23 protein-coding genes are annotated in these 25,069 nt (G+C 53.5%); 11 read left to right on the top strand and 12 right to left on the bottom strand.

Annotation, left to right across the window (positions count from 1 at the left end; translation table 11 throughout):
• Positions 1 to 100: 100 nt before the first annotated feature.
• From HZS52_RS19885 to HZS52_RS19910, 6 genes are all read left to right on the top strand, one after another.
• Positions 101 to 1,099 carry a TRAP transporter substrate-binding protein gene (locus HZS52_RS19885; protein ID WP_190373451.1) on the top strand — a complete coding sequence of 333 codons (999 nt, stop codon included), beginning with the start codon at positions 101 to 103 and terminating at the stop codon, positions 1,097 to 1,099.
• Positions 1,099 to 1,641: a TRAP transporter small permease gene (locus HZS52_RS19890; RefSeq protein ID WP_190373452.1), complete on the top strand. Its 543-nt coding sequence runs from the start codon at positions 1,099 to 1,101 to the stop codon at positions 1,639 to 1,641. The genes HZS52_RS19885 and HZS52_RS19890 overlap by 1 nt, the downstream gene beginning before the upstream one ends.
• A complete protein-coding gene (locus HZS52_RS19895; RefSeq protein WP_190373453.1) occupies positions 1,638 to 2,912 on the top strand; it encodes a TRAP transporter large permease in 1,275 nt (424 codons plus the stop codon). Before HZS52_RS19890 ends, HZS52_RS19895 begins: the two co-directional genes overlap by 4 nt.
• Before the next feature lie 33 nt (positions 2,913 to 2,945).
• Positions 2,946 to 3,776: a 5-dehydro-4-deoxy-D-glucuronate isomerase gene (gene kduI / locus HZS52_RS19900; protein WP_190373454.1), complete on the top strand. Its 831-nt coding sequence runs from the start codon at positions 2,946 to 2,948 to the stop codon at positions 3,774 to 3,776.
• Between the two features lie 24 nt (positions 3,777 to 3,800).
• Complete coding sequence (gene kduD, locus HZS52_RS19905) at positions 3,801 to 4,553, top strand: 2-dehydro-3-deoxy-D-gluconate 5-dehydrogenase KduD (RefSeq protein WP_159176580.1); 753 nt, start codon at positions 3,801 to 3,803, stop codon at positions 4,551 to 4,553.
• Positions 4,554 to 4,614: 61 nt separating this feature from the next.
• Complete coding sequence (locus HZS52_RS19910; protein ID WP_133730365.1) at positions 4,615 to 5,409, top strand: IclR family transcriptional regulator; 795 nt, start codon at positions 4,615 to 4,617, stop codon at positions 5,407 to 5,409.
• A gap of 38 nt (positions 5,410 to 5,447) precedes the next feature.
• On the opposite strand, the gene HZS52_RS19915 is transcribed toward HZS52_RS19910, so the two are convergent.
• Complete coding sequence (locus tag HZS52_RS19915) at positions 5,448 to 6,656, bottom strand: amino acid deaminase (RefSeq protein ID WP_190373455.1); 1,209 nt, start codon at positions 6,654 to 6,656, stop codon at positions 5,448 to 5,450.
• Between the two features lie 113 nt (positions 6,657 to 6,769).
• Between HZS52_RS19915 and HZS52_RS19920 the strand changes: the two genes are divergently transcribed.
• The 4 genes from HZS52_RS19920 (at position 6,770) to HZS52_RS19935 (ending at position 11,168) form a co-directional block, all read left to right on the top strand.
• Positions 6,770 to 7,633, top strand: a complete 864-nt coding sequence (locus tag HZS52_RS19920) for a MurR/RpiR family transcriptional regulator (protein WP_190373456.1) — start codon at positions 6,770 to 6,772, stop codon at positions 7,631 to 7,633.
• Between the two features lies 1 nt (position 7,634).
• A complete protein-coding gene (locus tag HZS52_RS19925) occupies positions 7,635 to 9,122 on the top strand; it encodes an N-acyl-D-amino-acid deacylase family protein (RefSeq protein WP_190373457.1) in 1,488 nt (495 codons plus the stop codon).
• On the top strand, positions 9,119 to 9,511 hold the full coding sequence (locus tag HZS52_RS19930) for a RidA family protein (protein ID WP_022524043.1): 393 nt from the start codon (positions 9,119 to 9,121) through the stop codon (positions 9,509 to 9,511). Before HZS52_RS19925 ends, HZS52_RS19930 begins: the two co-directional genes overlap by 4 nt.
• Positions 9,512 to 9,668: 157 nt before the next feature.
• Positions 9,669 to 11,168: a sodium:solute symporter family protein gene (locus HZS52_RS19935; RefSeq protein WP_190373458.1), complete on the top strand. Its 1,500-nt coding sequence runs from the start codon at positions 9,669 to 9,671 to the stop codon at positions 11,166 to 11,168.
• A 72-nt stretch (positions 11,169 to 11,240) separates the two neighbouring features.
• Here the strand turns inward: HZS52_RS19935 and HZS52_RS19940 are convergent, their stop codons facing one another.
• From HZS52_RS19940 to HZS52_RS19990, 11 genes are all read right to left on the bottom strand, one after another.
• The gene (locus tag HZS52_RS19940; protein WP_190373459.1) at positions 11,241 to 12,716 is read right to left on the bottom strand and encodes a mannitol dehydrogenase family protein; all 1,476 of its coding nucleotides are present in this window, start codon (positions 12,714 to 12,716) and stop codon (positions 11,241 to 11,243) included.
• Positions 12,717 to 12,719: 3 nt separating this feature from the next.
• On the bottom strand, positions 12,720 to 14,000 hold the full coding sequence (locus HZS52_RS19945) for a TRAP transporter large permease (protein ID WP_022524046.1): 1,281 nt from the start codon (positions 13,998 to 14,000) through the stop codon (positions 12,720 to 12,722).
• Positions 14,001 to 14,002: 2 nt separating this feature from the next.
• On the bottom strand, positions 14,003 to 14,581 hold the full coding sequence (locus HZS52_RS19950) for a TRAP transporter small permease (protein ID WP_190373460.1): 579 nt from the start codon (positions 14,579 to 14,581) through the stop codon (positions 14,003 to 14,005).
• Between the two features lie 95 nt (positions 14,582 to 14,676).
• A complete protein-coding gene (locus tag HZS52_RS19955) occupies positions 14,677 to 15,645 on the bottom strand; it encodes a TRAP transporter substrate-binding protein (RefSeq protein WP_190373461.1) in 969 nt (322 codons plus the stop codon).
• An 86-nt stretch (positions 15,646 to 15,731) separates the two neighbouring features.
• Complete coding sequence (locus tag HZS52_RS19960; protein WP_190373462.1) at positions 15,732 to 16,754, bottom strand: Zn-dependent oxidoreductase; 1,023 nt, start codon at positions 16,752 to 16,754, stop codon at positions 15,732 to 15,734.
• 14 nt (positions 16,755 to 16,768) lie between these two features.
• Positions 16,769 to 17,980 carry a D-mannonate dehydratase ManD gene (gene manD, locus HZS52_RS19965; protein ID WP_041157987.1) on the bottom strand — a complete coding sequence of 404 codons (1,212 nt, stop codon included), beginning with the start codon at positions 17,978 to 17,980 and terminating at the stop codon, positions 16,769 to 16,771.
• Between the two features lie 30 nt (positions 17,981 to 18,010).
• Positions 18,011 to 19,432 carry a glucuronate isomerase gene (uxaC, locus tag HZS52_RS19970; protein WP_223827972.1) on the bottom strand — a complete coding sequence of 474 codons (1,422 nt, stop codon included), beginning with the start codon at positions 19,430 to 19,432 and terminating at the stop codon, positions 18,011 to 18,013.
• Positions 19,433 to 19,468: 36 nt separating this feature from the next.
• Complete coding sequence (locus tag HZS52_RS19975; RefSeq protein WP_022524051.1) at positions 19,469 to 20,758, bottom strand: TRAP transporter large permease; 1,290 nt, start codon at positions 20,756 to 20,758, stop codon at positions 19,469 to 19,471.
• Complete coding sequence (locus HZS52_RS19980; protein WP_022524052.1) at positions 20,755 to 21,249, bottom strand: TRAP transporter small permease; 495 nt, start codon at positions 21,247 to 21,249, stop codon at positions 20,755 to 20,757. Before HZS52_RS19980 ends, HZS52_RS19975 begins: the two co-directional genes overlap by 4 nt.
• 95 nt (positions 21,250 to 21,344) lie before the next feature.
• Complete coding sequence (locus tag HZS52_RS19985) at positions 21,345 to 22,304, bottom strand: C4-dicarboxylate TRAP transporter substrate-binding protein (RefSeq protein WP_009287701.1); 960 nt, start codon at positions 22,302 to 22,304, stop codon at positions 21,345 to 21,347.
• Between the two features lie 106 nt (positions 22,305 to 22,410).
• On the bottom strand, positions 22,411 to 23,142 hold the full coding sequence (locus tag HZS52_RS19990) for a GntR family transcriptional regulator (protein WP_022524054.1): 732 nt from the start codon (positions 23,140 to 23,142) through the stop codon (positions 22,411 to 22,413).
• Between the two features lie 355 nt (positions 23,143 to 23,497).
• Here HZS52_RS19990 and HZS52_RS19995 point away from each other — a divergent pair, with 355 nt between their 5' ends.
• Complete coding sequence (locus tag HZS52_RS19995) at positions 23,498 to 25,051, top strand: sensor domain-containing diguanylate cyclase (RefSeq protein ID WP_190373463.1); 1,554 nt, start codon at positions 23,498 to 23,500, stop codon at positions 25,049 to 25,051.
• The last annotated feature ends 18 nt before the right edge of the window (positions 25,052 to 25,069 follow it).

Here is a 25,069-nt window from a genome sequence, read left to right on the forward strand (position 1 = left end):
TTAAGCTTGGCCTCACATCAAATATAAAAACAGATTTTATATTTGAGAAAATATCCATCGCATCGCAACAAAAACATCACAATAAAACGGAGAACCTTCCATGCGCCTAACCCACTTAATGATGGCCAGCCTCGCTATTGGCTTCACCACATCGCTCCAAGCTGCCGATTTCACCTTCAAGTATGCTCATTCGCAAACCGATGAGGCGCCGCGTTCTGAGTCCATGCGCTACTTCAAAGAAGCGCTTGAAGAGCGCAGTGATGGGCGTATCGCTGTCGAACTCTATTTCAATGGCACCCTGGGGAAGGAGGAGGACGTACTCCAGCAAGTCCAAATGGGGCTTATTCAGGGCTATCGCGGTGGCTTGTTTGCCCAAGCTAACCCCGCCTACCTGATCTATACCATGCCGTTCCTGTTCACCACACCAGAACAGGCCATTGACGTTATGGAAGGCGAGCTTGGCCAGGCCATTAATGAAGGCGCACGTGAAAGTCAGCTGCACATACCGGTGACCGGCGTTGCAGGTGGTATGCGCCAGTTAACCAATAACGTTCGCGCCGTTAATCAAGTTGATGACCTCCGTGGCTTGAAGATTCGCACCCCGCCACTGGCTCCCACGCTGCGGGCGTTTGAAGCGCTGGGAGCCTCCCCCCAGCAAGTGCCTTACACCGAGACCTATATGGCGTTACGCACAGGCGTGGTCGATGGGCAAGAAAACCCGCCCTCCAATATCGCCGATATGAAATTCCATGAAGCTCAGGAGTACATGTCATTACTGAACTGGCAAATCCATCCTGATCCCTTCTTTATCAGCGCCCAGTGGTACGACCAGCTCCCTGAAGATCTGCAGATGATCGTTGACGACGTCGCTCAAGAGACGATGACTCGCTCCAACGAAATTTGGCTAGCTTCCGAAGCCAACTACCTCGAAACACTGGGCGAGCACATGAGCATTAATGACATCGCCGACGAACACCGCCAAGGCTTTGTAGATGCCGTCGTTCCTGTCTGGGAGCACTTTGTTGAGCGTGGTGACTTTAGCCAGGAGCAATTAGAGCAAGTGCTCGCACTGACTGATCAAGCCGAGGTACTGGAGTAATGAATCCACCTCCACTGGCGCAGCCGATGGCGGAAGATACCGCCTTGATGCGGGTAATGCGCCGCTTCGCTAGCCTGCTGGAAAATCTGATCGCCGCATTGATTGCGGCGGTTTTCCTGCTCTGCTTGGCACTGGTGATACTGCGCTACGTATTCAGCATTGGCTTTGCCGGTGCTGAAGAGGTGATGCGTTTTCTCTTTGTGTATTCCACCGCACTGGGGGCATCGGTCGCCATTTTGCGCGGCGAGCATATCCGTATCAGCGTGCTTGTGGATGCACTGCCTACGGCAATAGCCGTCTGGCTGAACCGCTTACGCCATTGTCTCGTGATGCTATTCAATGGCTATTTGGCATGGCTCAGCATCAGCTGGATTGGGCAAGTCGGTCGCTTCCGCTCCGCCGTACTGGATGTGCCCAATTGGGTAGTGCAAATCAGTGTCCCCATTGGCGCGCTACTGGTCATTCTATTTTCCTTGGCGGTGCTAGTCGGTGGAGAGCGCCCCTCAGCTCAACGAGAAGTCGTGCAGGAGGGCCAGGCATGATTTTACTGCTTGTTAGCCTGATGGTGCTGCTGTTGATTGGGGTGCCCATCGCCTATTCGCTAGGGCTTTCGGGGCTGGTTTACTTTTTGATCATGCAACCAGGCTTGATTGGCGTGCTGCCTCAGCGGGTACTGTCCGGTATGGATCTGTACACCATGATTGCCCTGCCGCTGTTCATTTTGATGGGGCTGGTGATGAACGCCTCAGGCATTACCGCTCGCTTGATCGACTTCTGTTTGATGTTGGTAGGCCGTTTTCCAGGTGGGCTGGGGCACGTCAATATCTCGACATCGATGATCTTTGGCGGCATATCGGGCTCTTCGGTGTCTGATACGGCTTCGGTGGGTTCCGCCATGATTCCGGAGATGGCACGAAAGGGATACAGCGTCGAAACTGCTAGCGGCATTACCGTGGCCTCTTCCACCATGGGCATGATCATACCCCCCAGTGTTCCCATGGTGATCTACGCCGTTACCGCGCAGCAGTCTATCGGCACCATGTTTATGGCGAGCCTTATCCCCGGTCTACTCATTGGCCTGCTGATGATGGGCATCATTGCGCTAATGGCCGGTCGTCAAGGCTACCCCCGTGCCCACGCAGGGTTAAACCCGCAACAGCGCCGTCAGGTGATTCAGCGTGCGGTACTCGCGCTATTAATTCCTCTGTTTGTAGTGGGTGCGGTGGTCGGCGGTGTCGCTACGGCCACTGAGTCTGCCGCGTTAGGCGTGGGCTATGCGCTGATTCTGGCATTGGTGGTATTTAAAAGCCTCAAATTGCGTGAACTGCCTGCACTGTTTCGCTCTGCCGTAATGACCAGCGCAACGGTGATGATCATTATTGCCATGAGCCAGCTGTACGTGTGGATTCTCTCGATGGAGCAGATTCCCCAGCTGTTGGCAGGCTTTTTAGGCGGGCTGGACCTTACCCCGATGTTGCTCCTGCTGGTGATTGCAGCTGCCGTGCTACTGATCGGCACCTTTATTGATGTGACCCCCGCGATTTTGCTGATTACCCCAGTGGTGCTGCCGGTGCTTGCCCTGGCCAATATTTCACCTGTGCAGTTTGGTGTCCTGTTGATCAGTGGCTTGGCTATTGGCTTGGTCACGCCGCCGGTGGGCATGTGCCTGAACGTCTGCTCATCCATCACTGGCCTCTCGATTGGGCGTATTTTCCGCGGCGCCCTGCCGTTCCTGCTCGCAAATCTCCTGGTGATACTGCTGGTCATTGTCTTTCCGGCTATCACCCTGTGGCCGCTCACGCTGTTCTCGTGAGCCCATTTACTTTTACTATTAAAGGAAATTCATATGGATATTCGCCAAGCGCTTCATAGCGATCATTTTAAAACCCTCGATACCCAGGGCCTGCGTGACAAAATGCTGGTCACCAAGATTATGGAGCCTGGGCAACTGTCGCTAACCTACAGCCACGTTGACCGCATTATTGTCGGTGGCGCGGTACCCACTGATTCACCGCTTACCCTGAGCGGTGGCAAAGAACTTGGCGTTGACTATTTTCTAGAGCGGCGGGAAATGGGCGTTATCAACATTGGCGCGCCCGGGCGCATTACTGTCGACGGTGAAACGGTCGAGCTGGGCACCCACCACGGCTTGTATATTCCCAAAGAGAGCCGTGAAGTCAGCTTTGAGAGCCTCGATGCGACCAAGCCTGCGCGCTTTTATATCAACTCAACGCCTGCCCATGTACGTTACCAGCTTCGCCATATCCGCCCGCAAGATGCCTCGCCCACCACCCTTGGCGACCCCGAAACCGGCAATGTGCGTACCATTAATAAGTACCTGCATACCGATGTACTGAATACCTGCCAGCTCTCCATGGGGCTTACCCAGTTAGAGCCCGGCAGTATGTGGAACACCATGCCCTGCCATACCCACGAACGGCGCATGGAAGTGTACTTCTACTTTGACTTGAGTGAAGACGATGTGGTGTTCCACCTGTGTGGTGAACCCCAAGAGACCCGGCATATCGTGGTTGCCAACGAACAAGCCGTGATTCACCCCAGCTGGTCGATTCACTGCGGCTTTGGCACTCGCCGCTACACCTTTATTTGGGGTATGTGCGGTGAAAACCTGACCTACGATGATATGGACTTTATCGCTTCTAAAGAGCTGCGCTAAACCACTACCCAGGGAGAGTGACCAATGAAGCTATTTTCGCTGAACGGCCAAGTTGCCATGGTGACGGGTTGCAACAAAGGGCTGGGCCAGGGAATTGCCATTGCACTGGCACAGGCGGGTGCCGATATCGTGGGCGTCAACCGCAGCCCTGCTGATGACACCCGCCAGCAGGTCGAGGCCCTAGGGCGCCAGTTTTACGACATTACGGCGGAGCTGGGCAGCCAAGCGCCTAGCGAGATTGTCTCACAGGCGATCGCGCAAGCGGGCAAGGTGGATATCCTGGTCAACAATGCGGGGATTATTCGCCGGGCAGCAGCCGTTGAATTTTCAGAGCAAGATTGGGATGACGTCATTGATGTTAACTTGAAAGCCGCTTTCTTTCTCGCACAGCAGGTTGCCAAACACCTTATCGAGCGCAAAGCGCCGGGCAAGATCGTCAATATCGCTTCATTACTGTCGTTTCAGGGCGGCATTCGCGTGCCCTCCTACACCGCCAGCAAAAGCGGCATTCTCGGCCTAACGCGCCTGCTCGCCAATGAGTGGGCGGGCCATGACATCAACGTTAATGGCATCGCCCCTGGCTATATGGCCACCGACAACACCCAAGCATTGCGCGACGATCCCCAGCGCCATGCTGAAATTCTTGGCCGAATCCCCGCCGGACGCTGGGGCACGCCAGAAGACTTGGCCGGCGCTGTGATATTCTTATGCTCTGATGCCGCCCGCTACGTGCATGGACATACCCTGGCGGTAGACGGCGGCTGGCTGGCACGCTAACCAAGCGTTTTGGTTAACGCCACGATCAACGAGCGATTGGCAATCACGTAAGGGAGCTTGAATGAAGGAGAAGGCTGAAACGCAGTACCACGCCCCTGCCTTAGAGAAAGGGTTGGATATTTTGGAGCTGCTTGCCCAATCTCCCCAGCCGCTAAGCACCCAAGCGATTGCCGAACAGATCGGCCGTAAAACCAATGAGATGTACCGCATGCTGATGGTGCTGCGAGATCGTGGCTACGTCAGCATGGATGATAGCGGTAGCCGCTATCAGCTAACGCTAAAGATGTTTGAGATGGCCCACCGCTTCCCGCCCACCAAGCGGTTAGTACAGGCCGCACTACCGCGCATGGAAGAGCTGTGCCATGAAATCTCCCAGTCGTGTCATCTTAGTGTTGCTCGTCCTGGCCATCTATTGGTAGTGGCCCAGTACGAAAACCCCGACAAGATGGGCTTTGGGCTGCGTCTGGGGGCCAAAATCGATATATGCGGCTCCGGTTCTGGGGCCGTCATGCTGGCCTTTCTGGATGAGCCACGCCGGGAGCGCATTCTCGCCGCCAGCGATGCAACCCAACAAGAGGTTGACCGAACGCGGGCGCTATTTGATCCGATTCGCCAGCAGGGCTACCACGTAGGGCCAAGCCCTCAAGTCCAAGGGTTAACCAATATCAGCTTCCCTGTCTTTGGGGTTCATGACGTTATCGAAGCCGTTATCACCATCCCTTATCTCACGCTGATTCCAGAAGCGATGCATCGGGAAGTTCCCAGCATCGACCGCTGCCGGGAACAGCTAGGGGAGCTGGCAGACGCCCTGACACTGGCTATTGGTGGGCGCCTACCAGCAGGTACGACGAGCTAAATGATGTTCTCTATAACGGTTTTCTCAATAACAGGGCGCTAAAAGTAGGTCGCCATACGCTCTTTAACGTTTAGTTGATCATCCACTAACAATATCTGGCGCCATTTATCGAAGGTTAAACAAGGATGAGAGGCGCCAAAGGCGACAATATCACCGACCTCGACATCTTGAGCCCCTTCCGGAAGGCCCACAAAGGTGTGCTGATCCATAATTTTCGTCACTTCCCAACCAGTCACCGGCAATGGCTGCGAGGGGTCACCTCCTTCCCGGAACCGACGCAGGGCAATAGGTAGCTGGTCATGACCGATATCACGCTTACCTAGCGCCACAATGGCAAGCCCAGGTTCGGGAAGCGACTGCACCTGGGCAAAGACTTCCAGGGCCGGCTCGAGCCCCTGCTGCAAATCCGGCCGACGGTCTAATACCGCTGATTGCGCTTCACGATAAAGGCCATGGTCGTGGACGACGTAGCAACCTGGGCGTAGCACGGGGGTAAATCTTCCCTGAAGCGGTGCGCCCTGAAAGGCCTCCGCAATCACATCATACCAGGCGGAACCTGACGCGGTGACAATCGGGTTCTCTTCAGCAAAGCGTCCAGCAGCTTCGAGCTCTACGGCAACATCCACCAGGTATTTAGCATAGGTACGAATACCAGATTCGGGATTATCCCCGTGAACCACACCCTCATAGCCCTCCAGGCCCACCAGAGAAAGTGCTGGTTCACTAGCAATCACCTCCGCCAGCGAAAGAATTTGCTGCTGATTGCGGCAGCCACAGCGGCCACCCTCCACGCCTATCTCAATAAGCACCGATAACGTCAAGCCCCGCTCAGCAAAAAAGCGCCCGAGCTGGCGCGCATTCTCATGGCTATCGACCACACAATAAAACGCAGCGCCCTGTTCGATCAGACTGGCGATAATGGCCATATTTGCCTGACCCACCAGTTGGTTCGCCATCAATATTCGGGTAACGCCATTGGCGAAGGCAGCACGACACTGGGGTGCAGTGGCAAGTGTGATACCCCACGCCCCTGCCTGGAGCTGTCGATGGAAAAGCGCGGGCGTCATGGTGGTTTTGCCATGGGGCGCCAAGCGAGCACCGTGAGCCTCTGCGAATCGTTGCATCCACTCTACGTTATGAGCCAGTGGGCCTTCATGCACCACGGCGGCGGGAAGGCTGACACCTGATAACAGATTTGATCCCAATTCCTCACCGCCTTTATCCATCGCTAACGCCATTGTCTGCATTCGCCCATATCCTCTTTTTTAATAAAGCATCTATGTTAGATACTTTCACAACTATTGACTTAAGGTTAGAAACTAACATACTTTTTAAATCAGGCAACCATTAGGAGTCCACGGTGAGCCAGGAAATCGACATCTTGTCACGTATTACCACTGACTTTGCTGCCCTGCGTGAAGCTGAAAAAAAAGTCGCCGAGCTGATATTTGCTGACATCGAGTTTGTCACCGAAGCAAGCATCGGTGACATTGCCCAGCGCGCCGGGGTAAGTGATGCCAGCGTCACCCGATTTGCCCGCGCTATCGGCTGCACAAACGTGCGCGACTTAAAAACACGCTTAACCCGCGCCTTAGCCGCTGGTCGTCGCTTTATTCAAGAAGCAACGCCTGAAGACAGCTCAAGCGTGGTGTATGACATTGCCACGCAAACACTCGCGCTTAACCGCGACTTACTCGCCCAAGCCGATGTGGCCGGGGCGGTTGAACAGTTAGATACAGCGCGCCAGATACTGGTGTTTGGCGCCGGTGGTGGTTCCAGCATTCTCTCCCAAGAACTTCAGTTTCGCCTGGTACGCCTTGGCTATGCGATCTGTGCTTACCCTCAAGCACTGCTGCCTCGTATGGTGGCGTCGACCCTAGAGCCAGATGATGTTGTTGTCGTGCTATCAGTCACTGGCTACACCCCAGAAATGGTCGAGTCAGCACAGATTGCAAAGCAGTACGGCGCAAAAGTGATTGCCATCACCGCCCTGAATTCTCCTCTAGCCGATACATCCGACATTGTGCTCCCGATTACCTCTCGGGAAACCGACTTCATCTATCACCCTTCAGCTTCCCGCTACGCCATGCTGGCGGTCATCGATGTGTTAGCGCTTGAACTTGCCATGCGCCATCGCGAACGCTCGCGGACTAAATTGCGTCGTCTCAAGCTTAGCCTGGATGATCATCGCGGTGGCGACAACCGCCAGCCATTAGGAGATTAGGATGGTTTACGACCTGCTGATTCGTAACACCAACGTACTGGATGGCTCCGGCGCAGCCCATTTTCGTGCCGATGTGGCTATACAAGGCGAGCGTATCTGCGCCATCGGTGACATGCCTTACGCCACCGCCACCACCATTATTGACGCCCAAGATCGCTATCTGGCCCCTGGTTTTATCGATGTCCACACTCACGATGATACCAATGTGATTCGTACCCCAGAGATGCTGCCGAAACTGACACAAGGAGTAACGACGGTGGTGGTGGGTAACTGTGGGATCAGTGCGAGCCCCGTGACACTCACTCGCGAAGTACCCGACCCCATGAATTTACTGGGCAAGCTAGAGGACTTTAGCTACCCAAGCTTCAGCGCCTATGCCAACGCCGTAGACGCTGCCGCACCAAGTATCAACGTCGCCGCTTTGGTGGGGCATACGAGTCTGCGCAGCCAGGTGATGGACAGCTTCGCCCGCCCTGCCACTGCTGAAGAAATTGCACAAATGGAAGTGTTGCTAAGCCAAGCGCTGGATGAAGGTGCATTAGGGCTTAGCTCAGGGCTTGCCTATCGTAACGCGATACACGCGCCGACCGCCGAGATGGCCCCACTGGTGGCAGCCGTTGGCCAATCAGGCGGCGTATATACCACCCATCTTCGAGATGAGTTTGCGGGCCTGCTGGGTGCCATGGAGGAAGCGTTTGCCACCGCTCGTGATGGTCAAGTGCCGCTGGTAATTTCGCACCTTAAATGCGCAGGCGCGGGCAATTGGGGAGGCGCTGGTAAAGCGCTGGGTAAATTGGAGTCTGCCGCCCAGCACCAGCATGCCCACTGCGACTGCTACCCCTACACCGCGGGCTCCTCCACTCTCGATCTGGGCCAGGTCACAGACGAAATCGAGATCACCATTACCTGGTCGACACCGCACCCTGAGCAGGCACGTCGCCCGTTAAAAGAGATCGCCGCCGAATGGGGGGTATCACTGTTAGATGCGGCCAAGCAGCTACAGCCGGCGGGGGCGGTTTACCACAACATGAGTGAAGCGGATATGCAGCAAGTGTTAGCGCATCCGCTCTCCATGGTGGGTTCCGATGGATTACCGAACGACCCGCACCCCCACCCGCGCCTTTGGGGAGCCTTTCCGCGTGTGCTGGCCCACTACAGCCGCGATTTAAAGCTAATGCCACTGGCCGAAGCGGTACGCAAGATGACCAGTCTTTCGGCAGCCAATTTCGGTTTAACGGATCGCGGCGTGATCCGCATAGGCGCCTACGCAGACCTCACCCTTTTTGATTTGACGATGCTTGAAGATACGGCCAATTACGAGACCCCCATCGCGGCCGCTAAAGGCATCGAAATGGTCATAGTGAACGGCAAAATCGCCTATCACCAAGGCGCAATTTCAGACCAACGCGCTGGCCGGATGCTGCGCAGAACAGAGCGCATTTCTCAATCGATCCCCACCTTTCAACCCAACAAGGAGCAAACATCATGAGCATTACTCGATACGGCACGGAAGGCGGCGTAGGCACCGGCGGTCAGAAACTGCCCTTTGCCCGCGCCGTAGAGGCAGGTGGCTGGCTATACGTCTCCGGACAAACACCCATGACCGACGGCGAAGTCGTTGAAGGCGGCATTGTTGAGCAGACCCGCCTCGCCTTCGATAACTGCCTGGCCATTATGCAAGAAGCAGGTTTCGGCGTTGAAGACGTCGTGCATGTCACCACCGTGCTCACCGATGCGCGCTATTTCACCTCGTTCAACAAGGTGTTTAAGGAGGTCTTTGGCGACAACCCACCAGCACGCATCTGCAGCGTTCAAGACCTGGTGGTGGATTGCAAAGTCGAGGTTGACGTGAAGTGCTTCCGCGCTGATCGCGTCTAGACACCCAGCTTTAAGTACCCAAAAAAAAGCGCCGCACCCCGGCAAGGGCGCAGCGCCAGATTACCGCGTGATTAGGATAAAAAGCCCCGCGGTAATCGCTTCCATTGCCTACCTTCGGCCGCGGCAACGGCCGGATAAACAACGATAAGAGGTTAACATGAACAGCCAACTATTCCTTATTACCTTCGTGCTCTACATTGTCGCCATGCTTGTGTTTGGCTGGTGGATTTCAAGACACAAACGGGGCAACGGCGACGACTTCCTACTCGGTGGGCGAAGCGTGCCGCTATTCCTTACCGTGGGTACTACAGTGGCGACCATGGTGGGCACCGGCTCCAGCATGGGCGCCGTTGGGTTCGGTTACGCCAACGGCTGGGCGGGTGCCTTATACGGGCTTGGAGGCGCCGTGGGTATTCTACTGCTCGCGGTCTGTTTTGCTCCCATACGTAAACTTCGCTTTATGACCATGAGTGAGGAACTCGCCTATTACGTCGGTGCGAATCGGCTGGTACGTAATGTGGTCGCGCTACTTATCTATATTGCCTGTATAGGCTGGCTGGGAGCACATATTCTTGGCGGTGGTCTCTACCTTTCCTGGATGGCGGATATCGATCTAACCACCGCACGTATTCTGGTGGCGTTAGGCTTCGGCATTTACTGCGTGGTGGGAGGGTATTTTGCGGTTATCTGGACTGACACCATTCAAGCAGTCGTGCTGTTCGCTGGTTTTATCTTAATGGCAATATTGGCACTGATCGAGGTTGGCGGCTTCTCAGGCCTAACAGCAGGTATGGATGCGGGGGCCACTAGCTTTCTAGGTATTGGTCAAATTGGTGCGCTGCCAGCGCTGTCACTGGCTGCCGTCATTGCCATTGGCGTGCTTGCTACGCCCTCCTTTCGTCAGCGCATCTATTCAGGCAAATCAGTCAAATCGGTACGCCGCTCGTTTTTAATCACCGGTGTTCTTTACCTGGGCTTTTCGATCATTCCCGCGATTATTGGTATGGCCACCCACGCCCTTAACCCTGGGCTTGAAAATAGCAACTTCGCCTTCCCTTTCCTGGCCACTGAAATTATGCCCCTAGGATTAGGACTACTGCTATTGGTAGCGGGTCTTTCCGCTACGATGTCTAGCGCGAGCTCCGATGCCATTGCCGGTGTTTCCACGCTGATTCGCGATCTATATGTGCTGGCAACGGGCCGCACGCCCTCAGCGCGAAATGTAGTGCGCTTCTCGCGTATTGCGCTAGTGGCAACCATTGGTCTGGCGCTGCTGTTCGCGCTGGCCTCAGACAATGTCATCACTTACATCACCCGCATGATCTCGACGATTCTGTCAGGGCTGTTTGTGAGTGCCATGCTGGGCCGTTTCTGGTCACGTTATAACTGGCAGGGTGCCATCGCCACGTTAATTTGCGCCTCGGTGACCTCCTTAACGATTATTGCCAATAGCGACTGGACAGCCTTCTGGGGTAACCCAAGCATCCCCGCTGTGCTAGTAGCGCTGGTAGCGGGTGTGATTGTAAGCCTAGTGACGCCCGCCTCACGCGTGACTTCTGCCCAGGCACTGGCAATTCTTGACCAAGAGCGCAAGCGTATGGAGCAAGTGCCCGAACCGACTCTCACGAACGCTGAAGCGCCCGCTGCACCTCGCTAATCGTTAGCCATTAGTGCGCAATAAAAAACCCCACTGATTGAATCAATCAGTGGGGTTTTGAACTTAACGGGATTATAAGCCCGCTAGTGCCTCACGCAGCCCGCCCTGGGTTAGTGTTTGATATGCCACCAGCACCGCCTGTGCAAACGCATCGTCTTGTGCCAATGCGTTTGGCACCACATCGTCCATGGCTAAATAGGCCGCTACCAGCGCGCGAGGATCGCTACCATGCATCTGGTGCAGCTCTGCAAAGCGCTTGGCTAGCGGATCATCCACGGGGTAACTATTTCCTTGTAGGTCTTGACCCGCGGTATAGCGAATCCAGGCCGCCACTCCCAGCGCCACGCAGGGCGAAGTTTGACCAGCAGCACTACGTTCCAGCGCGCCGGAAAGCCAGCGCTGTGGAAGCTTTTGGCTACCATCCATAGCGATCTGCTGCAGACGATGACGCAAACTGTCATTGGCAAAGCGTGCCAGCAGCGAGTCAGCATAAGCGTCTAAATCGATTCCCTCGGGCATCTCAAGTGTAGGTGCCGCTTCTTCAAGCATATATCGGCGCAACAGCGCCCGAAGCTCGACGTGATTGATGCCGTCATAAACCGTTTCGATACCTGCAAGCGCGCCAAGATAGGCAAGCAAGGAGTGGCTGCCATTGAGCATGCGCAGCTTCATGGTTTCAAACGGTGCCACATCTGCCACCATCTCCACCCCCTCAGCTTCCCAGCCGGGTCGCCCCTGAGGGAAGTTATCTTCAACCACCCACTGCGTGAACGCTTCGCATACCACGGCGTTTGGATCGGAAACACCCAATGCCGCTAAGCGCTCAAAGTCGGCGTCGGTCATCGCGGGGACGATGCGATCCACCATGCTGCAGGGAAACGCTACTTCACTGGCAATCCAACTGGCCAGTTCTGCGTCACGATGCTCGGCCAGTTGCACCACCGCCTGGCGTGTCCGCTTACCGTTATCTGGCATATTGTCGCAAGAGAGCACGGTAAAGGGGGCAATGCCAGCCTCACGCCGCTGGGCCAACGCTTCTACCAATAATCCGGGGGCCGTCCGCGGCTGTTGGGGCGAGGCAATATCACCGATGATCATCGGGTCATCGGCGTTTAATTCACCGCTGGCGGGGTTTAAAAAGTAGCCCTTCTCAGTCACCGTCAACGTCACGATACGGGTATCCGCAGAGGCCATTCGCGCCAGTAGCGCCTCTCGGTCTCGGCCCCAGCTATCCATACCTTCGTCCGCGCCATCACGGCCCGAGAAAAGGGACTCTTCAATCACACCAATTTCCCGCAGCGTAATGTTCTCACTGTCGGCGTACTCCGCTACATGATAGCGCTGCCCTGCCGCACGTAAGCCGTCGACTAAACCAACGCTAGAGCGCAAATTCGCGCTACAGACGCCCCACTCACCATCGCCACTGCGTTGACGATAACGTTCTAAATAGACCGCTTGGTGGGCGCGGTGAAAAGCGCCTAACCCCAGATGGACAATCCCGATCCGACCACTTCTTGGCTTTGCTTCAATAAGCTTTGGAGCCATCATCAACTACTCTCCCATCAGCAAGTTAGGCAACCAAAGCGAAATCGCGGGGACATAGGTCACCAACAACAGTACCGCCAAGTTGCACAGTAAAAAAGGCACGATGGCTTTTGCCACCGTCAACATAGGTAGCTTGCCAATCCCCGCTACCACGAATAGGCAGACCCCCACCGGCGGGGTTGTCAGCCCAATCATCAGGTTCAACACCGCGATTACCGCAAAGTGAACCGGATCGACACCCACGCCAGTGGCGACTCCCACCAAGGCCGGGAAAAGAATAATCAGCGCGGCAATGGTCTCCATAAAAGCGCCAACAAACAAAAGAATCAGGTTAAGGATGAGTAAGACAATGAGCGGGTTATCGCTAATGGAGAGAATCAGTGAGGCTATCATCTGAGGGATCTGCTCACTGGTGAGTATCCAGCCAAACAGGTTGGCTAACCCCACCATCAGCAGTAGTGCCGAAGAGGTTAATACGGTGTCTGACAAAATCGCCGGAAGCTTTTTCCACGACAGGCCTTTATACACATACATGCCGACGACCAAGGCATAGAGGCAAGCCACAATAGAAGCTTCGGTAGGGGTAAAGAACCCGCCAATAATGCCGTAGAGAATAATCACGGTCATCAGCAGTGCCCAGAAGGCCGTTTTGGCTTCGCGCAGCAGCTGCAAAAACGGTACCCGCTGCTCTTTGGGATATCCACGCCGAACGGCCAGGATATACACCGTAATCATCATGGCGAGGCCCATTAGAAGCCCCGGTACGGCACCTGCCAGGAACATCCGTCCGACCGAAATCCCGCTGAGCGAACCGGCAATGATCATGGGTACGCTGGGCGGTATAATCGGCCCAACGGTTGACGAGGCGGCGGTCACCGCAGCAGCAAACGGCTTGTCATAGCCTGAGCGAGCCATACCGGGAATCATCACCGAACCGATGCTGGCTGAATCTGCAACCGCCGTGCCGGAGATACCACCGAAAATCATCGACCCTGCCACATTGGCCAAGCCAAGACCGCCGCGAATGTGGCCTAACAGAGCATTGGAAAAACGCACAATATGATCAGTGATATTGCCCACGTTCATTAAATTGCCGGCCAGCACAAAGCCGGGAATACACAGCAGCACGAAGGTGTCGATACCCGCATACATGCGCTGCGGCACGATGGTTAATGAAATGCCTTCAAGCAGCAGATAAGAGAGCGAGGCTAACCCCAGCGCAAACGCAATGGGCATTCCCACCAATAGCAAAACCAAGAAAACGCTAAAGAGGATAATAACTTCCATGCTTACGACTCCGGAAGGGAGGCAGAGGAGCGACACATTGCGATAATTCCCTCAAGACACCCCAGCAAGCTATAAACCAGGAGAAGCGCAAAGGTGACTACCGTTGAGAAAAAGATATACAGCATGGGAACATGCAGCGTGGGCGAGGTTTGCCAAGCGCCGTTTTGCGCATACTGCCAAGCGTAAGGCAGCACCAAAAAGGCAAACAGGCCAATCAGCGCACAGATCAACACTTGAAAGGCTGCCTGTATGCGCGGCCCCAGTAGATGATGGAAAAGCTCAACGCTGATGTTTCGGTTCTGTCGCAGCACCACACCAACAGATAGTGCCACCATATAAATAAACAGATAGCGCGAGAGTTCTTCGGTCCAGGCTATCGAAAACGGCAAAAATAGCCGTGAACAAATTTGCAGCAGTACCGTGGCGGCAATCGCAATCAGCGCCGTAACAGCCAACGTCAGAAAGCACGTGTCCACCCAGCCAATGACGCGCCCAATGGGGCCTTTAAATTTAGGCACCACCGACATTGAATCCAGACTCTCCAACGCTTGCTGTTCAAGCGCTTTGTGATCCGAGTTCATAACCGTATCCTCATGGGCAAGCTGCTTGTATCGTTAGAAAATGGACTGGCGCACGGCCAGCCCATCGTCATTATCAATTGACCACAAATCCAAGCCTACAGGTCTTGGATAGCGTCAAAGAGTTCACGCTGCTCTTCGGTTAAGGCCTCAAGCACGGCGGGGCGAGCTTTCTCTGCGAACGCATCAACGTCGACTTCCACGAACTCCATGCCACGCTCCTGTAGCGCTTGCTCAAGACGTGCTTGATCATCAACGAAAAGCTCGGCTTGATACTCCTGCATCGTTTGAGCAGCGTCTCGCACCACTTGCTGAAGTTCTTCCGGCATACTTTCCAACTGGTTACGGCCAATCACCACGTAGATCCAGCTGCGCACATGGCCGGTCATGTTGACGTAGTCCTGCACCTCATTAAAGCTGGCACTTTCGATCAGACTAAGCGGGTTCTCTTGACCTTCCAGGGTGTTTTGCTGCAGCGCAGTGAACACTTCGCTAAACGCCATTGGGGTAGGCCGTGCGCCCATTGCTTGCCATGTATCGACAAACAGCGGCACGTTAGGCACGCGAAGACGCAGCCCATCAAGCTCATCAGGCGTGCGGATAGGGCGATTGGAGGTCAACTCACGTGGGCCTCGCTCAAACCATGCCAAGGGAACCAAGTTAGTGCGCTCCGTGATTTGCGCTTCAATCTCAGCACCGATTTCTCCGTTAACGGCGGCATGCAGATGCTCAGCGTCACGGAAAGCGTAGGGTACCGCCATCATCGCAGCTTTCGGCGCCCAGTTCTGTAAGCTTTCACCGGTAATGGTCATATCCGCCGTGCCAAGCTGGATACTGTTGATCACGTCCATTTCGTTGCCAAGCTGCTCACTGGGGTAGAGGCGTACTTCAATCTGCCCGTCAGAGTTTGCTTCGACCTCCTCTTTGAACTTCTCGGCGGCCTGGTGCCAAATATTCTGCTCATTGGCTAAATGGCCAAAACGCAGGGTGAAATCTGCCGCCATTAATGAGTGGCTACCTAGCATGGCGGCCCCAATAACAGCGCTGGTGATAAGTTGTTTGATCATTGTCTTTCTCCTGCACACGGGTGTTGTTAGTTGTTTATTGCAGCTATTAATTTCGCGTGGGTTGGCGTGGGTTGGAGTAGCACCCCTCAAGCACTGATTTGAATCAGTACCTTACGGGCCTCTTCTGGCCGGTGATCAAGCATGTCAATGGCGCTGGGCATGTCGCTTAGCGGCAACCGATGGCTAACTAACGCCAACGGATCCAACTGCCCACTTGCCATTAACTCAAGCACCTCCGGAAACTTACGGTTGTTGAGCCGCGACCCGACCAGGGTCAGCTCTTTCTTAATCACCTCTAACTGCACTAGCTCGCTGGGCTGAACGCTAAAGCCCAGTAGACCAATGCGCCCTGCTGGCGACGCTAAACGCAGCATTTGCGGTAACAGCGCTGGCACGCAGGCCGCATCGGCAATCAGCGGTACGCCTTCCCCCTGGGTTAAGGCAAGCACCTCTTTTTCCACATCCTGCTCGCGGCTATTAAATACCTGCGTGGCACCAAGCTGTTTCGCGACGGCAAGTCGTTCCTTTATAACGTCCGTAACAATGACCTCTTCGATACCCTTGGCCAAAGCCATCTGCAGAATCGTCATGCCGATCACGCCCGCGCCCAAAATCATTAGCCGGTCGCCGGGGTGTGGCTGCATACGGTCAAGCACATTAGCCGCAATGGTGTAGGGCTCAACCAAGGCAGCGGCGTCTAGGCCAATATGGTCGGGTAAGTGATGCACATTAGCGGCAGGAACGGCGACAAACTCTTCAAAACCACCATTACGGTGCACGCCAATCACTTCAAGCGAACTGCACACGTTGGGGCGCCCAATGCGGCATGGGTAGCAGGTGCCGCAACTGATGACCGGGTCAATACACACGCGATCCCCAGCAACTACGTCAGCCACCCCTTCCCCTACCGCTTCCACTACTCCGGCGAACTCATGACCAGTGATACGCGGAAAGCGCACAAAGGCGTTGTCGCCATGGATAATATGCATATCCGAGCCGCAGATACCGGCGAAGGCCACTCGAACAAGCACCTCCCCGCTGGCAACCTCAGGAACTTCAACATCAGCCACTTGGTAGTCGTGTGGCGCTTTGACCTGAAATGCTTTCATTGACGAAACTCTCCTTACCAGTGCCACAGGGTACCGTCTTCCAGTCGGTTCACCGGCAGGCTGGCACGCTTATAGGGGTATTGCTTGGCTAACTGTTCATCGATATCAACACCATGCCCCGGCTTTTCACCAACGATGAAATGCCCGTCCTCAAAGCGATAATCGTGGGGGAATACCTCGTCAGTGGCGCTGGTATGCGGCATATACTCCTGGATGCCGAAGTTGGGTACCCAGGTGTCAAAGTGAATCGCCGCCCCCAAGCAAACCGGCGAAAGATCCGTTGGCCCGTGGAAGCCGGTACGCACGTGGTAAAGACCCGCCAAATCGGCAATGCGCCGTACGTGGGTGATCCCCCCGGCGTGGGTTAAAGTGGCGCGTATATAGTCAATCCACTGATTCTCGATCAACGCTTTGGCGTCAAACAGGCTGTTAAAGACTTCACCTACGGCCAGCGGCGTGGTGGTGTGCTGGCGGATAAGACCAAACGCCTCCTGATTTTCAGCCGGTACGCAGTCTTCAAGCCAAAAGAGATGGTAGGGCTCAACTTCTTTGCCTAAACGAGCAGCCTCGATGGGCGTCAGGCGGTGATGAACATCATGTAGCACGTGTAAATCATCACCAAAACGTTCACGCACGGCAGCAAACAGCTTGGGTACATGATTCAAGTATTTGCTGGTACTCCACACATGCTCTGCGGGCAAATCAGAATCTGCAGGTTCATAGGGCTCACCCTCTTTTTTGGCGACACCATAGATGCTGGCAATGCCTGGCACACCAGCTTGAACGCGTACCGCTCTGTAGCCTTCATCCACATGGCGGGCGACCTCTTCTAGGCATGCTTCAATATCACGCCCTGTCGCATGACCGTAGACCATCACCCGATCGCGACTCTTACCACCCAACAGCTGGTAAAGCGGCATGCCCGCAAGCTTTGCTTTGATGTCCCATAGGGCTACGTCCACTGCTGCAATAGCCGTCATCGTTACTGGCCCACGCCGCCAGTAAGCGCCGCGATACAGAAAGTGCCAGATATCTTCAATGCGGCTAGCATCGCGACCAATTAATGTTGGTAACACATGTTCTTCCAGGTAGGCGACCACCGACAGCTCGCGGCCATTTAATGTGGCATCGCCGATCCCATACACTCCTGATTCGGTAACAATTTTCAGCGTGACAAAGTTGCGGCCTGGGGACGTTACGATTAAATATGCATCGCTAATGATCATGGTAAATCCATCACAAGAAGTAAAAAGAAGTTAACGCTCAAATAGGTAGCGCTGCACATTGTGGTAGCACACCGCACGAACCAGCTCGCCAACTCGGTCAATATCGTTGGGTAACTCGCCGCGGGTCATTTGAGTCCCCAGCATTTGGCAAAAAATACGCCGAAAATACTCATGACGAGAAAACGATAGAAGGCTACGAGAATCAGTCAGCATGCCCACAAAGTGGCGCAGCAAACCAAACTGCATCTGGGTAGTTAGCTGGCGTTCCATGCCATCACGCTGGTCGTTAAACCACCATGCGGCTCCAAACTGCACTTTTCCGGGGATTCCATCACCTTGAAAGGAACCGGCCAGCCCAGCGAGCATTTCGTTATCCCGCGGGTTAAGGTTATAAAGCACGGTGCGCGGCAGTTGATGCTGGCTATCCAGCGCATCCAACAGCGCCGCTAAAGGTTCTGCGTAGGTGATATCGCCAATCGCATCGAAACCACTGTTAGCGCCTATGTCACGACGCCCCCGCTGGCTTAAATCGCGCAAAGCGCCAATGTGAAGCTGCATGACCCAGCCCCGGCGTGCATACTCCTTGCCGAGCCATAGCAGCACCGCTGTGGTAAAGCCGTGCACATCATCACTACTCAGTTCATTTCCGCGCTTTCTGCGGTCGAGTATCCGATCCAGCTCATAAGCTGCAGGAGGCTCAACAAAAACGGGCTTCTCAAGGCTATGGTCGGAAAGGCAGCAACCTAAACTTTCGAAATGTTCGAGACGCTGGTACAGAGCAGCCAGCAAATCATCGAAACGCTGTATCGTCACGCCACTGGCAACTTCGAGCGTAGCGAGATAATCGACAAACGCTGGCTGTTCTATTTTGAGAACCGCATCAGCTCGAAATGTCGGCAGCATAGTCGGCCCAGCGTTCGCCTTCGCGTGCCGTTGATGGGTTTCCAAGCTATCCACAGGATCATCCGTGGTACAAATAGTACGCACGTTAAAGCGCTCCAAAATCCCTTGAGCACTAAGCTGTGGAGTTGCTAGCCGCTGTTTAGATAGGTGCCATATCTCCTCAGCTGTCTGTGCAGAGAGGAGAATATTGTCGATCCCTAACGGCTTCTTAAGCTCAAGATGCGTCCAATGATAGAGTGGATTGCCTAAGCAGTCGGGTACGGTTTCAGCCCATGCTTGAAAGCGTTCTCGGTCACTGACATCTCCGGTTATACGCTGCTCAGCAACACCCGCGCAGCGCATTGCACGCCATTTATAGTGATCCCCTTTTAGCCATAGCTGGGTTAAATTATCGAACTGGGTATTATGAGCTATTTCGACTGGATCTAAGTGCGAGTGATAATCGCAAATTGGCATGATCGCTGCGTGCTCATGATAAAGCCGTCGGGCTGCTTCATTTTCTAACAGAAAGTCTTTGCCCATGAACTCAACATTATCATTAAACTTCATCATCGCTCCTTCATTATGAGAGTGTCATAGGTAGATTTAGCCCAGTAGTAAATTAGGCAAAAACAGCACTACATTGGGGAAGAAGAGAATGCCCAGCACAACCACAAATACAGCAAAGGCAAAAGGCAGTAACTCACGGCTATACTCATAAAAAGAGCATCGTAATATTCCGCACACGGTATACATTGAAATACCCACAGGAGGTGTCATGCCACCGAACGTAACCAGCGTCATCATTAACAGCCCAAAATGAACAGGATCAACACCTGCGGCTTTAATAACGGGCACCAAGATAGGGGTTAACAACATGACAACAACCGTGGCTTCTAACAACATACCTAGAAAAACAAGTATTACGGAAACTGCCAGCAACAGTGTTATATGACTAGAGAATACGCCAAGTGTTAGCTCTGCTATTGTTTGCGGCACCCTTTCGAAAGAGACGACATAACCAATAATGCCTGAGAACATAATAATCAGCATTATCATGCCAATATCTCTTACGCTGGCACGCATGGCATTAAGTATCTCTTTAATACCCATTTCTCGGTGTATTACGCAGCCCACCAACAAGGCATAAGCAACCGCAAAAGCACCTGCTTCGGAGGGGGTAAAAAGTCCATAGCGAATACCCACCAAGAGCCATACGGGGAAGAGAATTGCCCAGATACTGCCACGTAGGGCCTTAAGCACTTCACGGCCGGTGGGCAACCGCTCCCTTACTGGCTGATAGCCCCGTCTTTTAGCCATGATGTAAGTGGTCAGCATCAGCGCCACCATTAGCAAGAAGCCCGGCACGAGGCCTGCGATAAATAGCCGCCCTATCGAAACTTCGCCAAGATAGCCGTAAAGGATCAAACCGATACTCGGTGGAATGGTCGCAGTAATCAGCCCCCCAATAGAGAGCACCGCCCCAGTAAACCCCGCTGAATAGCCTCCCTTGATCATGCTTTTTCCCAGCACCCTGGATTGCATTGCGGCATCCGCCACGGCAGAACCGGAAACCCCGCCCATTAAGGTGCTCAACACGATACTTGCCTGGGCTAAACCACCGCTCATCCATCCTGCTAATAGAGTAGAAAGGTGAACCAAACGGGGGGTAATACCGCTGGCGTTCATTAAATGGCCGATGAAAATAAACAACGGCACAGCTAATAGTGGAAATGATTGCGTCGAAGATACAATGCGCTGGACGGCAATGCTTGTCGGTAAAAATGTTTCTGGCAATAAGAAATAGGAGAAACCCGCAATTCCAATAGCAAAGGCAACGGGCATACCTATCGCCATGAGAAGCAGACCGAATCCTAATAACAGAGCTGCCGTCATAGCGCCTCCTCCACAATGTCATCATCGTCAACAACCAAACTCCCGATGACGCCCTTAGCGAACAAGCGGCGTACCAGTGAAAGCATCATTAACAATGCCCCGACAGGAAGTGCCAGAGTGATATACCCATAACTAAGTCCTGCCACTCCCATGGGACGCTGCCAGTTTGAAGCTGCTAGAACGAAGCCATACCAGATTAAAAGAGCCAGAAAGAGCATCATCATCCCAACACATAGGCTGGTAATCATGAGCTGTAACTTAAGAGGTAAACGAATGACAAGGGCATCAATTCGCACCTGGCCTCCCTGGCGCAGGGTAATATCAGCCCCTAATACAGCAGTCCAAATAAACAAAAATTGTGCAAGCTCAGCGCCCCCTGCAAAAGGATTTCCTATTGCCCTAGCCGTTGAGCTAACTAACATGGTGAGAGAGGTACCACCGAGTAGCATAATAGCCAGCCACTCCTCACCTTTATCGTACCAATGCCACATACAGCATTCCTCGCCCTATACGGGCATCCGGACAGTTAAGTAATAGCAAAGAGGAAAAAAGAGAAGCCCTTGCCCTAATGGGCAAAGGCTGAGACTCACTCTGAAGAAAGCAATTGATCACGATACTGGTTGTAACCTAGCTCTTCATAAACGCTGCCCATTCGATCTCTGAATACGCCCATATCCACTTGAGAAAACGTAACGCCCTCCGCTACCATCCGCGCGCGCACTGAGGCTTGAGCCGCTGCGGTTGCTTGACTAGCAGCTTCGCCAGCTTTTAGCAGTTCTTCATCAAGAATAGAGCGCAGCTCATCAGGTAATGCTTGATACCACTGTTCAGAAGTCGCAATACCGGTCATCAAATGAATATGGTTTGTTAGTGCCACATGAGTAATAACTTCATGCAGATTTTGGCCTTCAGCGGCGGTTAGTTGTGCTTCAGCCCCGTCGATCGACCCTAGCTGTAGCGCTGAGTAAACTTCTGACCAAGGCAGCGGTGTTGGAGTAGCGCCCATCGCTTCGACGGTTTTCACCCATACTGGTGAGTTGATAGTCCGCACACGCACACCACTCAAATCATCAGGTGTCTTCACTTCATTTTGAGTCAGCATCTGCCGTGACCCTTGAAACCAGTTATAATTGAGTAATCGTAAACCACTGGTTTCTGCCATACTTTCGACCCAATCAAGGTAAAGCGGAGATGTTGTGATTTGGTCATAGTCACGATAGTCTTCAACTAAATAAGGGGCACTTAAGATACCCAACTCAGGTTGATACTCTGATAAACGCCCCGCATCGACTAAGATCGCGATATTGGCACCACTACGAATTTGTTCGATCACGTCTTCGTCAGAACCAAGCTGGCTGTTTGGGAAAATCTGAATGGTCAGCTCTCCCTCTGAGCGCTCATCAATCGCCTCTTTAGCGCTCTCCATCGCCTGAGCAATGGGATCCTGAGGACTCAACGCAATTGAGACATTAAGCTGGTAAGCAGCGTGAGCCGAATGGCTTGCGACAACCAATGCAACAGCAGGCAGTAATTTTGTGAGTTTCATGTAGGGCTCCTAAAGACATCTATTTATTGTTGATAATTCACCAGCCAGTTCTGGCTGGATCTACTTCATGCAACTTGTGCAGCGTTGTTGTACTCATTAGTGGGTTTTATATAGTTAGCGCATGAACATTCATGCTCACACCTTCAAACAGCTCCGGAAAGCGATGCTCTAATTCAGGCAGAGAGTGGAGTATTTCACATTGATGAATACTCATTGCCTGAACTGCCGCTTCAGTATCTCCAGCAGATATCGCATCCACGATGGCCTGATGCTGATCGGCCAATTTCGGAATAGGCGTAGAATCAGGAATACTCAAATACCGTACTCTGTCTAATTGTGCTTTGACGTCTTCAATCACATTCCACGCCATGGTTTGTCCCGTAGCCAATGCCAAGGTGCGATGAAACATTTCATCAAGAAAGAAGAAGCGGTCATGGTCTTGTCGCTCGATGCAGCTACGCTGTCGATCAATAAGCTCGTTAAGCTCCATTAGCACGCCAGACTGAAGGGGTTGCTTGGTGGCTTCGCGTACGATTGACACCTCAAGCGACTCACGAATAAATCGTGCCTCTAGCACCGCTTGGCGCGAAATGCGTACAACATAGGTTCCCCTTTGAGGGCGAACTTCCACCAAGCCTGACTCTGAGAGCCTTATGAAAGCTTCCCGCACTGGCTGACGGCTCACCGAAAAAGTGTCGGCAAGCTCCTTTTCCGATAGCGCCTGCCCCGGCGCCAGTACCATCTGAATAATCGACTGCCTCAGCACATGAAATAGCCGTTGGCGAACCGATTCCCCTTCGTGGGTTCCCTGCCAGAGCGTTTGTAATGTCGTGTGCATTGCACCTGATCCTAATTAGAGAAGCCCGAGACGATTAGCGCCAGAAGCTGATATGACTAGTATGGTAGTTGAATTGAGATAAAAAAAGGCTCATCGCTATACCCTTTAGTCGCATGTCGCGCCGGACATCTAATAGCCAACTTCTTAGCTGGTTCTGAGAAATATCTTACATAACCTCTCGGTTTAGCGTATTTTTTGAACTTTGAGCTGTAATAAAATCGGCATTCAAACGCGAGTATTTAGCAGACGAATCACCTAAAATGGTTTGAGACAAACGACTGAATACTGCCCAATACGGCAATTGCCATGGATGGCTCACGGCTGCTGCAAGCTAAATACGCGTAAGGAGAGAATAATGCAGGCCATCCAGGCAAAGGATAATTCGAAAGACCTGGTCTTAACGACAGAATTACCGTTATTTTTGATAGCTGATCTACTCAAGTGTCCAAACTTACCTACCCTCCCTGCTGTCGCCGTTAACGTTTTAAAAGTGGCACGTACTGAGCATCCGTCGGTAAACGACTACGCCAATGCTATCGAGCGTGATCCTGCCTTGAGCATGCGTATCATTACCCTTGCCAATAGCGCTTTTTTCTCACGTAGTCATATAAAGGTACATGCGTGCCAAGAAGCAACGGCACGTTTGGGGTTAGACACCACGCTGGCAGCGGTAATGAGCTTCAGCCTGCTTCAAAACAGAGGTATTGACGCCCATTACCAGCGGGTATGGATGCGCTCTATCATCGCCTCGTTAGCAGCACGACACCTTGCCATACAGCTTTGCCCGGACATGGCGGGGCCCGTTTTCACTGCCGCCTTACTACAAGACATTGGCATCATGGCTTTAAGGGCAACATACCCTAAAGAGAGCCATGAGTTGTATGCTGAAGCCGCACTCTCTCATCGACAGTTATCCGAGTCGGAACAGCGCCTTTTTGGCTGCGATCACTCTCAAGTAGGTGCTTGGCTTGCTGCCAAATGGGGTGTTCCAACACCGCTCGCTCAGCGTATCTGCGATAGCCACAATGAGTACGACATTACCGCCGCCGATAGGCTTTGCATTCAGCTGTCTGGGCCCATCGCCGACGCCTGGCTCTCTTCACATCCTGCGCAGTCGCTCGTCGCCGTAATACGAGAGTTTGAAACCTACCAGGGTGCCCATGCGATCTCATTACGGCTTTTGTTAGAGAATATTCAGGAACAGTTGCCAGCGCTGGCGGACATGCTGCAAATGACGGCCCCCCCTTTGCAGGATAACGAATCGTTGCTTGCCGAGGCCCAACAGCTGTTGTTTCAACAGACGTTACAGCTCAAAGCGCGCTTTGAAACGCAACAAGTAGAGCTCGCCTCCCTGCGTCAACGACAAGAAGAGTTAGAAGAGCGTTCACGAACCGATATGCTCACCGGTCTTGCCAACCGATCCTGGCTTGAAGAGCAGATGCATAAGCGCTTTGTCTTGTGCCAGGAACAGTCTCGCATCATGTCAGTGGTATTTATTGACCTTGACCACTTTAAGCAGCTCAACGATCAATACGGCCACCAAATGGGCGACAACGTGCTGCAAAAATTCGGCAAAACGCTGCAGTCGCTTATTCGTGAAGGCGATCTTGCGGGGCGCTGGGGAGGCGAAGAGTTCCTGGTCATTTTGCCAGATGAAGATGCCCAGGCAGCTCAAGTATTCGCCAAACGTATTGCCCAGCGTTTAGAAAAAACGCCCATGGCTCACAACGACCCGCACCCTATCTATGTCTCCGTTTCGATTGGCATTGCCTGCCTGAACGACGGCGGATTTGGCGATGCGGGCGAGCTTATTGATGCCGCGGATAAAAGTATGTATTTCATTAAACGCACGGGCAGGGGTGGAATAGCAGTATATGGGGAGCGCGGTGCACCAGGGGCTCCAAACTAGCATCAACTAGCCTCTACC

The sequence above is a fragment of the Vreelandella titanicae genome (assembly GCF_014697095.1).
Taxonomy (GTDB): Bacteria; Pseudomonadota; Gammaproteobacteria; order Pseudomonadales; family Halomonadaceae; genus Vreelandella; species Vreelandella titanicae.